Origin of the sequence: Curtobacterium sp. MCPF17_031 (assembly GCF_003234035.1) — a bacterium.
GTDB lineage: Bacteria > Actinomycetota > Actinomycetes > Actinomycetales > Microbacteriaceae > Curtobacterium.
On the sequence record NZ_QKSG01000004.1, the window covers coordinates 194,141 to 206,565 of the forward strand.

Consider the following 12,425-nt stretch of genomic DNA (forward strand, 5'->3'; position numbering starts at 1 on the left):
GCCCTGATCAACGGTCGAAAGTGTGTTCCCCGGCCGAGTTGTCCACAGTTGAGTGCACAACCCTCCACACAGGAGTCCGGCGTGTTCCACGATCTCTCCACAGAGTTGTCCACAGGGCTGTTTGCTGGGGATAACTCCGTACCCGTAGCTTGAGCCAGCGACTCGGGGATGTCGGTCGCCCGGGGTAGAACTGCTCGGTGGGGAACGGTTCACAGAGCCGTCCGCCAGCACCGCCAAACACTGAGGAGCACGTGTGTCGATCGCGCATCTGGAGCCGGCCCCCCGGGAGTACGCCGAGCGGAACGCCGACCGGACTCCCCCGCACGACATGCTCGCAGAGCAGTCGACCATCGGCGGAATGATGCTGTCGAAGGACGCCGTCGCCGACGTCATCGAGACCGCCCGCGGCGTCGACTTCTACATCCCCAAGCACGAGGTCATCTTCGACGCGATCCTGTCGCTGTACTCCCACGGCGAGCCGACCGACGTCATCGCCGTCACCGACGAGCTGACGAAGACGGGCCTCCTGTCCCGCGGTGGCGGCGCGGAGTACCTGCACAGCCTGACGAGCATGGTGCCCACGGCGGCGAACGCCGGCTACTACGCCGCCATCGTCGCCGAGAAGGCGGTCCTCCGCCGCCTCGTCGAAGCCGGCACCCGCATCGTCCAGATGGGCTACGCCAGCGAAGGTGAGGTCACCGACCTCGTCAACAGTGCCCAGGCAGAGGTCTACAACGTCGCCGGCGGGGTGCAGACCGAGGACTACGTGCCCCTCACCGAAGCCATCGGCACCGCCATCGACGAGATCGAAGCCGCCAAGGGCCGCGACGGACAGATGACCGGCGTCCCCACCGGGTTCGCCCAGATGGACGCCCTGACCAACGGCTTCCACCCCGGACAGCTGATCATCGTCGCGGCACGACCCGCACTCGGCAAGTCGACCCTGGCGCTCGACCTGTGCCGCTCCGCAGCGCTCAAGCACAACCAGACCGCCGCGTTCTTCTCGCTCGAGATGGGTCGCGCCGAGATCGCGATGCGCCTGCTGTCCGCCGAGTCCAGCGTGCCGCTGCAGAACATGCGCAAGGGCACCGTCGACAGCCGCGACTGGACCACCATCGCGCAGACCCGCGGCCGCATCAACGACGCCCCGTTCTTCATCGACGACTCCCCCAACATGACCCTCGTCGAGATCCGTGCCAAGTGCCGTCGACTCAAGCAGCAGCACAACCTGAAGCTCGTCGTCATCGACTACCTGCAGCTGATGACCTCGGGCAAGAAGGTCGAGAGCCGCCAGCAGGAGGTCTCCGAGTTCTCGCGTGCGCTCAAGCTCATGGCGAAGGAGCTGCAGGTGCCCGTCATCGCCCTGTCGCAGCTGAACCGTGGCCCCGAGCAGCGTGCCGACAAGAAGCCCATGATCTCCGACCTCCGTGAGTCAGGGTCGATCGAGCAGGACGCCGACATGGTCATCCTGCTGCACCGCGAGTCGGCGTACGAGAAGGACAACCCGCGTCAGGGTGAAGCCGATCTGATCGTGGCGAAGCACCGCAACGGGCCCACCGACACCATCACGGTGGCGTTCCACGGGATGTTCTCGCGGTTCGTGGACATGCCGCAGTAGGGGAGTTGTCGCCGCCGCGCACGCAACGTGTCTCCTCCGCGTTCAACTTGTCGCCGAACGGTTCCGGTTGGGACGTTCCGGTCCACGACGCGACGCGAGGGCCGCTCCGCTCGCGCAAGGCGTCAGCGATTCTGCGACCTCGGTCGTGGTACGAGGCTCGCGTTCGTTGCAAGGAAGCCTCGTTCGGTAGACGATCGGCGACTGAAACAGCTGGCGGAGTCGAAGGTGGCCGGCTGAGCCGGGGGAGGTGTGCTCGACCCCGGCTCATCCGGTGCGGTCCCGCCGGCGATCGTTCCGCCGGTTGTCGAGTGAGTCCGCTATTGCATCAGCTCGTGGACGGTGCTCACTGAGCGGTGAGCTGGCTCATGAAGGCGGTGAAGTCGCCGATGGCGTTGTGCTCGACGACCTGGCCGTCGCGGATGACGTCGACGGCGACGGATTCGAGGCGGGTCGCGTTGCCGTTGGCGGGGATGCCGAACAGGTCCCCGTTGCTGAAGGTGCCCTCGAGGACCCAGTGGGTGTAGACGGTGTCGCCGTCGGCGGCCTGGCCGAGGATCGTCATGGTCTGGTCCGGGACCGCAGTCTTCGCGGCGAGGTCGGAACCCATCCACATGTCCCTGTCCATCGCGCCGCCGTTGGTGTGGTTGACGAGGTCCTGCGAGACGTAGGTGTCGAACGCGCCCTGCAGGTCGCTGCCGTTGTAGGCGTCGTAGAAGGCGCGGGCGATGGTCTTGTTGTCGTCGGTGGTGCTCATGGTCTTGTCCTTCGGCTGGGAGCGGTGGTCAGTTGGCGGAGAGCAGCAGCGTGTTCAGGCTGGGGTCACGGACGAGGAAGCCTGCGTCGGATTCCTCGATGGGTCCGTCGACGGTTCCGAGGACGTGGTCGAGGCGCTCGTGGGTGTCGAGGCGGAGGGTGAAGGCGCGCATGCGGGCGGTCCCTGCGGGTGATTGCGGTGCGCCGACGCCTTGCCAGGTGTTCACTGCGATGCGGTGGTTGAACGCGCCGCCACCACCGAGGTCGCCCATGTGGAATCGGGGTGCCCACACGGCCTGGTTGAACCCGAACGTGCGGTAGAAGCCGTATGCGGCTTCGAGGTCACCGACGTACAGGTGAACGTGGCCGATCTTCGTGCCCTCCGGGACGGGGAGGGCGGTGTCGTCGTCCGGCAGTGCGTTCAGGACGGTGCGAACGTCGAGCGGCTCGCGACCGTTGGAACGGCTGCCGTCCTGGCGGAGCACGTACGGGCCGTTGTCGTCGAAGTGGAACCCGCGGAGACGTTCCGGCGTCTCGAGGGTGATCTCGACGGTGATGCCGTCCGGGTCGAGGAGGTAGATCGCCTTCGACATGACGTGGTCGGTCGGCGAGATCTGCCAGCCGACCCGGATGAGGCGGAGCAGGATCCGTGCGAAGTCCGCTTCTGTCGGCGGGTGCACGGCGAGGTGGTACAGCCCACTGTGGCCCTGCAGGAATCCGGTCCGAGCGCCCGGGTGCAGGGTGACGAGCGTCCGCGCCTTCGTACCGAGCTCGACCTCGTCCTGGGACTCGGACCGCACGACGAGACCGATGACATCGGTCCAGAACGCGGTGGAACGGCCGAGGTCGGTGACCTCGAGGTGCACGGCGCCGAACTCCGCGACCTCACGGTCCGGGGTGCCAGGCGCGGCCGCGTTCGGGGCGGGGTGCGGGTCCGAAGAAGTGTCGAGGGGGTTCATTGCTGCTCCTGCAGAGTTCGACGTCGTTGGGTCCCGGGCCGCGCGAGCTGCTGCTGCCGGAACCGGATACTTGAACGATCAAGTAATGCCCATCACTGTACGCGGTTTTGTTGAACTGTCAACAACCTCCTGGAACCGGTTCCTGATGGCTCGTCGCGGCAGGAGCGGGCCTGGATGCAGGACGCCCGCCAGCTGGGCGACGAAGGTGTCGTCAGCTGGCGGGCGGGAGGAGGAGTCAGCGTGCGATCGGGAGGAACGTGCGGTAGATCGGCACCGCAACCGCCGTCGTCACGAGGTGCATGATGCCCAGCGCCACTCCTGCTGTCATCGCAGCGGAGTCACCACTGACGGCGAGGAGCACGTCGGGGATGAGGGAGAGCACCAGTACGACCGGGACGAGGATCGCGAGCGCGCGCCCAGCCGAACGCGTGCGGCTGATGAGCGCCCACCCGATCGCGCCGATCAGGACCCCGACGACGGTGAAGGTGATGTAGGCCGGCGGCGTCAGGCCTTGCACTGCGGGGTCAGCACCGGCCGCGAGGGCACTGACGGCGATGATCGCGTTGGCGATGCTGCCGATGACGGCGGCGAGGACAGTCGCGACGAGGACCCCGCGGAGGCGGCTCGGGCGGCGGGTTGTCGTGTCGATCGTGCTCATGGGACTTCCGTTCTGAGAGGGGCGGCCGCATCGGATGAGCGGGCACGGCGGAGCAACGGACTGACGGGTGCCAGTCCGAGCGGTCGGGGGTCTGTGGAGTGGGTGGCCTGTGGAGTCGTCGGTCAGTCGTGAGCCACCGGCGCAGCGGCGGCGCGGACCGCCGGCCCGCAGGCGGGGTCCGGTGTCAGGAGGTTCGCGGCGATCGGCCGCAGGATCTCGGCGAGATCGCCGACCCGCTCGGGCGGGATCGCGTCGAAGAACGCGCGTCGAGCCTCCTCGACGTGATGCGGAGCCGCCCGCTCGATGAGTGCTCGTCCGTCCGCTGTCAGGGTGGCCACGAGCGAGCGCTTGTCCGTCTCGGACGGCACGCGACGCACCCACCCACGCTTCTCGAGCTTCGTCACCGCGTGTGACAGACGGGAGAGTGAGCCGTTGGTGAGGAAGGCCAGGCTGCTCATCGGAGCGCTGTCGTCGGGTGACTCGCTGAGCATCGCGAGGACGTTGTACTCGAAGCGGGTCATCGCGAAGTCACGCTTGAGCTGCGCGTCGAGCGCCGAGGGCAGCAGCTCGATGATCGCGAGGAGATCCATCCAGGCTGCCGCCTCGGTCTTGTTGAGCCAGCGCGGTTCGTCCATGCGCACATCGTCGCAGAAAAAACTTGACCGTTCAACAAAACCCTGTGTATTGTCGACCTCGTTACTTCAACTTTCAAGCACAAGGAAGATCATGCTCATCGCACTCTGGATCATCAACGGCCTCCTGGCACTCGCGTTCCTCGGAGCCGGCCTGATGAAGCTGGCCCGTCCCGCGGAGGCCCTCGCCAGTAGCGGCATGGGCTGGGCAGCCGACTTCGCCAGCAGTCACGTCAAGCTCATCGGCCTCGCGGAGGTCCTCGGTGCGATCGGCTTGATCCTGCCCCTGCTGCTCGGCGTCGCTCCGGTCCTCACCCCGATCGCCGCGATCCTCCTCGCTGTCCTCATGCTCGGCGCCGTGGTCGTCCACGTGCGCCGCAAGGAGTCCCCGGCGGCTCCGATCGTCCTGGCGATCCTCTCGATCGTCAGCGCGATCCTCGGCTTCGCCGCCCTCTGATCACCCTCTCCAACCGCACCACCTCTGAAACAGGAGCACGCATCATGACCAGCATCAGCATCCTCGGCACCGGCAACATGGGCACCGCGATCGCCTCCGTCTTCTCCGATGGAGGAGCCACCGTCGAGTCGATCAAGCACAGCGACGAGCCCACCTCCTTCGCCGGCGACATCGTCGTCCTCGCAGTGCCGTACGCCGCCCTCCCCGAGATCGCCGACAAGTACAAGAGCGCCCTCGCCGGCAAGACCGTCGTGGACATCACGAACACCGTCGACTTCGCCACCTTCCAGCCGGTCGTCTTCGACGCCGGCAGCGGTGCCGCGGACCTCGCCGCCCGCCTGCCCGAGTCGCACGTCGTCAAGGCGTTCAACACCAACTTCGCCGGCGCGCTGGCCACGAAGAGCGTCGGCGGCAAGAAGACCGCCGTGCTCATCGCCGGCGACGACGCCGACGCGAAGGCCGCTCTCCGCGACGCGATCACCGCCGGTGGCCTCGACGCCTACGACGCCGGCCCCCTCGCCCGTGCCCACGAGCTCGAGGGCATCGGCTTCCTCCAGATGGGCCTGGCCGTCTCCGAGCAGATCGGATGGACCGACGGTCTCGGGGTCATCAAGTGACGATCGCCGTCACCGGTGCGACCGGCAACCTCGGTCGCCTGATCGTCGAACACCTCCTCGCTCGTGGCGTCCCATCCAGCGACGTCGTCGCCATCGGCCGGAACGCCGAGCGCCTCTCCGCGCTGTTCGCTGACTCCGGTGTCCGCACCGCCGTTGCCGATTACACCGATCCGGCGGCCCTCGCGTCCGCGTTCGACGGCGTCGAGACCCTGGTGCTCGTCTCCGGTAGCGAGGTCGGTCAGCGTGTGCCGCAGCACACCAACGCCATCCGTGCTGCGGAGCAGGCCGGCGTACAGCACATCGTCTACACCAGCGCTCCCCGCGCTGATACGTCGACGCTGTTCGTCGCTCCTGAGCACAAGGCCACCGAGGACCTCCTCGCGGCCTCGCCCGTCACGGCGACCGTGCTCCGGAACAACTGGTACAACGAGAACTACGAGCAGGCGTTCGCCCAGATCGCGGCAACCGGCCAGTGGCTCGCCAGCAGCGGCACCGGCCGGATCGCCTCGGCCTCCCGCTCCGACTACGCCGAAGCCGCAGCCGTCGTCGCCGCGGCGGACGCACACCGGGGCGAGACACTCGAGCTCGCCGGCGACACCGCCTGGGACGGCGCCGAGTTCGCCGCCACCGCCAGCCGTGTCCTCGGACGCGACGTCGCGTACGCCGGCGTCTCGTCGGAGGAGCACCAGGAAGCACTCGTCGCTGCAGGTCTCGACGAAGGCACGATCGGGTTCCTCGTCGGCCTCGACGCCGCCGTCGCCGACGGCGCGCTCGACGGACCCTCGACGGTCCTCTCCACGCTGACCGGTCACCCGACCGAGACGCTCGAGGAAGCCTTCCGCCGCTTCCACACGGCCTGATCCACCCGCGGATCCACGACGCTCCGTGGTGCCGGACACTTTCGTCCGCACCACGGAGCGTTGTTGCATCCATGCCACACGGCCAACGAAGTCGGCACCTCCGACTTCGGGTAGTTGCACTTCTTGCGGCAAAGTGCAAAACTGCAGAGTGTGAACACAACTGAGCGGACGCGACTGCTTCGCCGTCGCATGATCGCCACGGCCCGTCGCCGCACGATCGCGGACGGCCTGAACGGGTTCACCATCGAGCAGCTCTGCGAAGAAGTCGGGGTGTCCCGTCGGACCTTCTTCAACCACTTCGCCTCGAAGGAAGACGTCGTGCTCGGGATCGAGCTCGGCGTCGAAGACGACCTGCTTGCCACCTTCGCTGCGGGAGCAGCGGTCGATCCCGACCTCGCTCCCTTCGAAGCGGCGGTCGCCCTGGCGATCGAACACCTCCACGTCGTCGGTCTCGACCGCGGCGAAGAAGCCCTCATGCGGGACGTCCTGGAACGCGAGCCCTCCCTCGTGGCGCGATTCGTCACCGCGACTGACCAGCAGATGAACCTCGTCGGCGACGCCATGCGCTCCCGATTCGGATGGACAGACCCGGCCGACGACCGCGCGCGGCTCGTTGCCGAGATCATCGGCGCACTGCTCAAAGCGACCGCGTGGCGGTTCTTCGCCGAGGACGACGGGCCGCCCTTCGAGGACATCCTCCGCACCAACTTCCGCCTCGTCACAGCGATGGCGAACTCGGACAGCCCGGCTGTCCCGGCCAGCAGTACGCCGCTCACAGCGGCACACTCGATCAACGAACTGGAGAACACCCCATGAGCTCGACCAAGAGCGCGAACCGGGCAGGACGGTCCGACGGGCCACTCCTGCTCACCCAGCGCCGCATCTGGACCATCTTCTCGGCGCTCATCGCGGGCATGCTGCTCTCCAGCCTCGACCAGACGATCGTCTCCACCGCGATGCCGACCATCGTCGGCGAGCTCGGCGGTGTCGCGCACCAGGCGTGGCTGACCACCGGGTACCTGCTCGCCTCCACCATCGTGATGCCGATCTACGGCAAGTTCGGTGACGTGCTCGGGCGGCGGAACCTGTTCCTCATCGCCATCGCGCTGTTCACCATCGCATCAGCCGGCTGCGCGTTCGCCGGCGACTTCACACAGCTGATCGTGTGGCGTGCGGTGCAGGGCCTCGGTGGAGGTGGTCTGATGATCCTGTCGCAGGCGATCATCGCGGACATCGTCCCCGCCTCGCAGCGCGGCAAGTACCTCGGCCCGCTCGGTGCGATCTTCGGCCTCTCCGCCATCGGTGGCCCGCTCCTCGGTGGCTTCTTCGTCGACCACCTCACCTGGAACTGGGCGTTCTACATCAACATCCCCGTCGGGATCGCCGCGTTTTGCATCGCCTGGTTCGCACTCACCCTGCCGACCAAGAAGGCCGAGAAGAGGATCGACGTCCTCGGCGTGCTCCTGATGTCCGCTGCCACGACGTGCCTGGTGTTCTTCTCCGAGTTCGGCGGCAACAAGGACCACGGCTGGGACGCGCTCGAGACGTGGGCCTGGTTCGCGGGCCTCGTCGTCGCCGCTTCGTTGCTCGTGCTCGTCGAGACCCGCGTCGAGGACCCGGTGCTCCCGATGTCCTTCTTCCGCAACCGCACCTTCCTGCTCGCGACCGGCATCGGTCTCGTGCTCGGCATCGGCATGTTCGCCGCGATCGGCTTCGTCCCGACGTTCCTGCAGATGGCATCCGGCACCTCGGCCGCGGTCTCGGGCCTGCTGATGTTGCCGATGATGGTCGGCCTCATCGGGACCTCCATCGCGTCCGGCAACCTGATCTCGAAGACCGGCCGCTACCGCGTGTTCCCGATCGTCGGCACGATCCTCGTCGCGGCCGCGATGCTCTGCCTCACGCAGCTCGCTGCGGACACCCCGATCTGGCTGATCTGCGTGTACCTGTTCGTCTTCGGCGCTGGCCTCGGCCTGATCATGCAGGTCGTGGTCCTCGTCGCGCAGAACGCCGTGCCCGCATCGCAGGTCGGGACCGCCACCTCGACGAACAACTACTTCCGTGAGGTCGGTGCATCTCTCGGCACCGCCGTGTTCGGTGCACTGTTCACCGCACGGTTGACCACGTCGCTGACCGACGTGTTCCGCGGCGCCGGCGGTTCCGCGACCGATGCCGCGTCCTCGGCGGGCAGCATCGACCCGGCGACCGTGGCGAAGTTGCCGGAGGCGGTACAGGACGGCATCGTCAACGCGTACGCTGACTCCCTCGCGCCGGTGTTCTGGTACCTGCTGCCCTTCATCGCCGTGGCGTTCCTGCTCGCCCTGTTCCTGCCGCAGATCAAGCTCTCCGACACGGCCGGCATGGTCGCTCGGGGCGAAGCCATCGGCGGCGCAGAAGCCGACGAACTCGAGAAGGCGCGACAGGACGCCGCCGCCGGTGGCCACCCAGCCGCAACGGCAGCCCCCTCCGTTCCGGACTCCGTCCGATCCGGCGCGCCGCGCGACGAGTAGCCGGGACGTAGTGAGGAGGGCGCTGCGAGGCGCCCCCTCACTGCGTCCGTCGCACGCACCAGCGAGGACGCTCGACCCGCAGATCCCATCAGCAGCCCCGACCGAATGAGAGAGCACATCATGGCCGCACCCCTCGGCATGCGCGTCCGGACCTGGGCGATGTCGACCCTCGTCACGCGCATCATCCGGGCACCGAAGGTGGAACTCACTTCCCGTACCGTTCCCGACAACGAGATCGTGCACGTCCCCACGCGTCACGGTTCGATCCGCTGCTACATCACGCGGCCTCCCGCTGACGCCCCGCTCGCCGGGAACGGTGTCACGCCGCCGGTGGTCATCAACACCCACGGTGGTGGGTTCGTGATCGGGAACCCGCTGCAGGACAACCACCTCGCTCGAGGGATCGCGGGCGAAGTCGGCAGCGTCGTCGTGAACGTGGACTACAGCACATCACCGAGAGCCCGGTTCCCGCAGGCGTTGGAGGAGTGCTTCGACGTGCTCACGTGGGTCGCCCGCTCCGGGGAGACCATGGGATGGGACGGTACCCGGATCGCGGTGACCGGCAGCAGCGCAGGTGGGAACCTCGCCCTCGGCACGCTCACGCAGTCGACACGCGAGCACGGTCCTGCTGTTCGCGCTGCCGCCCTCATCGTGCCCGCTGTGGACCTGTCGATCCCGCCCGCCGGAGCGACCTTGCTGATCGAGAAGCCGTTCGTCAACGCCGGGATGCTCGAGATGGTCGACGCGGCCTACCCGTTGCAGAGCACAGACCGCAAGAACCCGCTCGTCTCGCCCGCTTTCCTCTCCGAGCCCGAGCTCCGCGCACTGCCACCGACCCTGGTCGTCACGGCGGAGTACGACACGCTGCGTCCCTCGATCGAGGAGTTCACCGCGCGTGCTGTGGAGGTCGGTGCGCCGGTCGAGACCCGACGGTTCGACGGGGTCGACCACGACTTCTACTACGCAGGCTCCACCCCGAAGGTGACGCTCGACACGCTGATGGCCACGTTCACCGCGCACCTCCTCGAACACCTCCGCTGACCCACGCGCTCCAGGGCGTTGCAGCGCGGGCGGGTTCGTCAGCGGGAGATGATGCCCCGCGCTGCGCTCTCGAGGAGCATCGACGTGGCCAGCACCATGAAGCCGGCGAACCGCAACACCGCGCTCGTGGTGGCGACCGCTGCCCAGAGCGGCAGCAACGGCACGCGCGCGATCGTCCCGGCACGAGTTCGGCGCACCTGCTGGCCGTACCCGTCGTCGAGCTCCGCCGGCGTCGAGACGAACATCGGCGGTATGGAAGGTGAGGTGGCGATGAGCGTGGTCATGACGTGTCCCTTGATCGGTGCGACTGTGATCACCAGCATCGCCGAGGGAGCACCCGAGCCCGTCGTGCTCCGGGACCGACGAACCTGATGCAGATGGAGTACGCGCAGAGCAGCGGCGTCCTCCACAATCGAGGGATGACCGTTCCGACGCCCAGCGTGTCCGCGACGCCGCGCCCGCTGTGGCTGCGCGCGCAATCTGTGCTCGAGCGCCTCCCGCTGTGGGTGAGCGTGACCGCGATGATCGTGGAACTGGTCGTCATCGCCACCGACGGCGATGGTCTGCTCGCCGGTGTCGGCGCACTCGTGACCCTCACCGGAGCGCTCGTCGCCGTCCGGCTGCCGCAGGTCGGTCTCGCGTTGACGATGGCTGGCGTCGTCGTGGTGATCGTCGGAGGGCGGGACCCGATCGGTGAATGCACCGTCGTGGTGTTCGTCCTGTTCGCACTCACCCTGCGCGGCTTGCCGCCCACGCGCAGCACCGGGATCACGGCGCTGGCGATGGCCGTCATCTTCGGGCTCGCGAGTTTCCTGTCCGCTGGCCGCGCAGTCGGTCTCGACGCCGTCGCGGTCATCGTCGCCGTCGTCGCCGGGGGTGCCGTGGGCGCGGCACTGCGGCTGCAGCGCCAGTACTGGGAGTCGCTCGAGCAGCGCACCCGCGACGCGATCGCGACGCGGGAGGCCGAAGCTGAGCGGCGAGTGGCGGAGGAGCGGGTCCGCATCGCCCGTGACCTGCACGACATCGTCGGCCACCAGGTCGCCGTCGTGAGCATGCACCTCGGCGCGGTCGAGGTCGCCGCCGGCCGTGACGACGCCGCGACCCAGCGGTCGCTGGTCGCGGCGCGCACAGCGGTGCAGTCGATCCTCAGTGACACGCAACGGACGCTGGCCATGCTCCGCAGCGACGACGCCGACGACGATCAGGCGGGCCGCCCCACACCCGGCCTGTCGAGCATCGACGAGCTGGTCTCCTCGTTCCAGGACGCCGGCCTGTCGATAGACGTACAGATCACCGACCAAGCTCGCCGAGCGCATGAGGCCGTAGGGGTGACGGTGTTCCGGGTGGCGCAAGAAGCGTTGACCAACGCGCACCGGTACGGCACCGGTGAGGCCGCGCTGACGGTGCTGACGGACGAGGCCGACCTGATCATCAGCGTCACGAACCCGATCGCGTCCACACCGCCGACCGCCCACGGCAGCGGGTACGGACTCGTCGGCATGCGCGAACGCGTCGAGTCCGCCGGCGGCACCCTGCAGCTCGGCACCGACGACGACGTCTTCACCGTCACGGCGCGGATCCCATGGAGCGAAGGAGCAACCCCGTGACACGCGTGCTGCTGGTCGATGACCAAGAGATGATCCGGCTCGGACTGCGGACCATCATCGACGTGCACCCCGACTTCGCCGTGGTCGGTGAAGCAGGGGACGGGTTCGCCGCGCTCGCCTTCCTCCGGGACCACGATGTCGACCTCATCCTCATGGACGTCCGTATGCCCGGGATCGACGGCGTCGAGACGACGCGACGCATCCGGGAGGGTATCCCGTCCGAACAGACCCGCATCGTCGTGCTGACCACCTTCGAGCACGACGACACCGTCCTCGCGGCGCTCCGGGCTGGTGCGAACGGGTTCCTCGGCAAGGGCGTCGGACCAGCTGAGCTGATCGCGAGCCTGCAGGAAGTCATCGCCGGGGGAGGTGCCCTGTCCGCAGCTGCCTCTGCCGCGCTCATCGGGCACGTCACCGACAGCCCGGTCCGCGTCGTCGACGCCGACCTCGCCGACCGGTTCACTGCCCTCACAGCCCGCGAACGGGACGTCGTCCTCAGCATCGCTGAGGGCCATGACAACGACACCATCGCAGCGGAGTTGTTCGTCTCACCATTCACCGTGAAGACCCACGCGAGCCGTGCGATGGCCAAGGTCGGCGCCCGCGACCGGGCCCAACTGGTCGCGTACGCCTACCAAGCCGGGCTCATCGCCTGAACCGGCCGGCCTCGTCGCCTGGAGCGGTACCGGCCGAGGGAGAAAGCTCCAGGCCTG

The 12,425-nt window shown here is 67.9% G+C and carries 14 protein-coding genes; 9 read left to right on the top strand and 5 right to left on the bottom strand.

Going from position 1 to position 12,425, the window contains the following annotated elements; all coding sequences use genetic code 11:
• Window positions 1-253 precede the first annotated feature (253 nt).
• Window positions 254-1,618, top strand: a complete 1,365-nt coding sequence (dnaB, locus tag DEJ31_RS08295; RefSeq protein ID WP_110902889.1) for a replicative DNA helicase — start codon at window positions 254-256, stop codon at window positions 1,616-1,618.
• Between the two features lie 343 nt (window positions 1,619-1,961).
• Here dnaB and DEJ31_RS08300 read toward each other — a convergent pair whose 3' ends face one another.
• From DEJ31_RS08300 to DEJ31_RS08315, 4 genes are all read right to left on the bottom strand, one after another.
• Entirely contained in the window at window positions 1,962-2,372 is a 411-nt protein-coding gene (locus DEJ31_RS08300; RefSeq protein WP_111121614.1) for an ester cyclase, read from the bottom strand.
• A 28-nt stretch (window positions 2,373-2,400) separates the two neighbouring features.
• Entirely contained in the window at window positions 2,401-3,330 is a 930-nt protein-coding gene (locus DEJ31_RS08305; protein ID WP_111121615.1) for a VOC family protein, read from the bottom strand.
• A 235-nt stretch (window positions 3,331-3,565) separates the two neighbouring features.
• Window positions 3,566-3,988, bottom strand: a complete 423-nt coding sequence (locus tag DEJ31_RS08310; protein ID WP_220033149.1) for a DUF6069 family protein — start codon at window positions 3,986-3,988, stop codon at window positions 3,566-3,568.
• A gap of 122 nt (window positions 3,989-4,110) precedes the next feature.
• On the bottom strand, window positions 4,111-4,623 hold the full coding sequence (locus DEJ31_RS08315) for a MarR family winged helix-turn-helix transcriptional regulator (protein WP_110902868.1): 513 nt from the start codon (window positions 4,621-4,623) through the stop codon (window positions 4,111-4,113).
• A 91-nt stretch (window positions 4,624-4,714) separates the two neighbouring features.
• Here DEJ31_RS08315 and DEJ31_RS08320 point away from each other — a divergent pair, with 91 nt between their 5' ends.
• From DEJ31_RS08320 to DEJ31_RS08345, 6 genes are all read left to right on the top strand, one after another.
• On the top strand, window positions 4,715-5,077 hold the full coding sequence (locus tag DEJ31_RS08320; RefSeq protein ID WP_110902867.1) for a DoxX family protein: 363 nt from the start codon (window positions 4,715-4,717) through the stop codon (window positions 5,075-5,077).
• Window positions 5,078-5,121: 44 nt separating this feature from the next.
• On the top strand, window positions 5,122-5,694 hold the full coding sequence (locus DEJ31_RS08325; protein ID WP_110902866.1) for an NADPH-dependent F420 reductase: 573 nt from the start codon (window positions 5,122-5,124) through the stop codon (window positions 5,692-5,694).
• A complete protein-coding gene (locus DEJ31_RS08330; RefSeq protein WP_110902865.1) occupies window positions 5,691-6,554 on the top strand; it encodes an SDR family oxidoreductase in 864 nt (287 codons plus the stop codon). The genes DEJ31_RS08325 and DEJ31_RS08330 overlap by 4 nt, the downstream gene beginning before the upstream one ends.
• A 189-nt stretch (window positions 6,555-6,743) precedes the next feature.
• Window positions 6,744-7,370, top strand: coding sequence for a TetR/AcrR family transcriptional regulator (locus DEJ31_RS08335; RefSeq protein ID WP_110902864.1), 627 nt, complete (start codon window positions 6,744-6,746; stop codon window positions 7,368-7,370).
• Window positions 7,367-9,064, top strand: coding sequence for an MDR family MFS transporter (locus tag DEJ31_RS08340; RefSeq protein ID WP_111121616.1), 1,698 nt, complete (start codon window positions 7,367-7,369; stop codon window positions 9,062-9,064). Before DEJ31_RS08335 ends, DEJ31_RS08340 begins: the two co-directional genes overlap by 4 nt.
• A gap of 120 nt (window positions 9,065-9,184) precedes the next feature.
• Window positions 9,185-10,105: an alpha/beta hydrolase gene (locus tag DEJ31_RS08345; protein WP_181421496.1), complete on the top strand. Its 921-nt coding sequence runs from the start codon at window positions 9,185-9,187 to the stop codon at window positions 10,103-10,105.
• A 38-nt stretch (window positions 10,106-10,143) separates the two neighbouring features.
• Here DEJ31_RS08345 and DEJ31_RS08350 read toward each other — a convergent pair whose 3' ends face one another.
• Window positions 10,144-10,389 carry a hypothetical protein gene (locus DEJ31_RS08350; protein ID WP_146236676.1) on the bottom strand — a complete coding sequence of 82 codons (246 nt, stop codon included), beginning with the start codon at window positions 10,387-10,389 and terminating at the stop codon, window positions 10,144-10,146.
• 135 nt (window positions 10,390-10,524) lie between these two features.
• Here DEJ31_RS08350 and DEJ31_RS08355 point away from each other — a divergent pair, with 135 nt between their 5' ends.
• Together DEJ31_RS08355 and DEJ31_RS08360 are read left to right on the top strand one after the other, a co-directional pair.
• Window positions 10,525-11,712, top strand: a complete 1,188-nt coding sequence (locus tag DEJ31_RS08355; protein ID WP_181433478.1) for a sensor histidine kinase — start codon at window positions 10,525-10,527, stop codon at window positions 11,710-11,712.
• Window positions 11,709-12,368, top strand: coding sequence for a response regulator transcription factor (locus DEJ31_RS08360; RefSeq protein WP_110902859.1), 660 nt, complete (start codon window positions 11,709-11,711; stop codon window positions 12,366-12,368). The genes DEJ31_RS08355 and DEJ31_RS08360 overlap by 4 nt, the downstream gene beginning before the upstream one ends.
• Window positions 12,369-12,425: the final 57 nt, after the last annotated feature.

Bases quoted from the DNA above. Each gene is read 5' to 3' on its own strand.
- DEJ31_RS08300 (WP_111121614.1), bottom strand. From the start codon at position 2,372: ATGAGCACCACCGACGACAACAAGACCATCGCCCGCGCCTTCTACGAC.
- DEJ31_RS08305 (WP_111121615.1), bottom strand. From the start codon at position 3,330: ATGAACCCCCTCGACACTTCTTCGGACCCGCACCCCGCCCCGAACGCG.
- DEJ31_RS08310 (WP_220033149.1), bottom strand. From the start codon at position 3,988: ATGAGCACGATCGACACGACAACCCGCCGCCCGAGCCGCCTCCGCGGG.
- DEJ31_RS08315 (WP_110902868.1), bottom strand. From the start codon at position 4,623: ATGGACGAACCGCGCTGGCTCAACAAGACCGAGGCGGCAGCCTGGATG.
- DEJ31_RS08320 (WP_110902867.1), top strand. From the start codon at position 4,715: ATGCTCATCGCACTCTGGATCATCAACGGCCTCCTGGCACTCGCGTTC.
- DEJ31_RS08325 (WP_110902866.1), top strand. From the start codon at position 5,122: ATGACCAGCATCAGCATCCTCGGCACCGGCAACATGGGCACCGCGATC.
- DEJ31_RS08335 (WP_110902864.1), top strand. From the start codon at position 6,744: ATGATCGCCACGGCCCGTCGCCGCACGATCGCGGACGGCCTGAACGGG.
- DEJ31_RS08340 (WP_111121616.1), top strand. From the start codon at position 7,367: ATGAGCTCGACCAAGAGCGCGAACCGGGCAGGACGGTCCGACGGGCCA.
- DEJ31_RS08345 (WP_181421496.1), top strand. From the start codon at position 9,185: ATGGCCGCACCCCTCGGCATGCGCGTCCGGACCTGGGCGATGTCGACC.
- DEJ31_RS08350 (WP_146236676.1), bottom strand. From the start codon at position 10,389: ATGACCACGCTCATCGCCACCTCACCTTCCATACCGCCGATGTTCGTC.
- DEJ31_RS08355 (WP_181433478.1), top strand. From the start codon at position 10,525: ATGACCGTTCCGACGCCCAGCGTGTCCGCGACGCCGCGCCCGCTGTGG.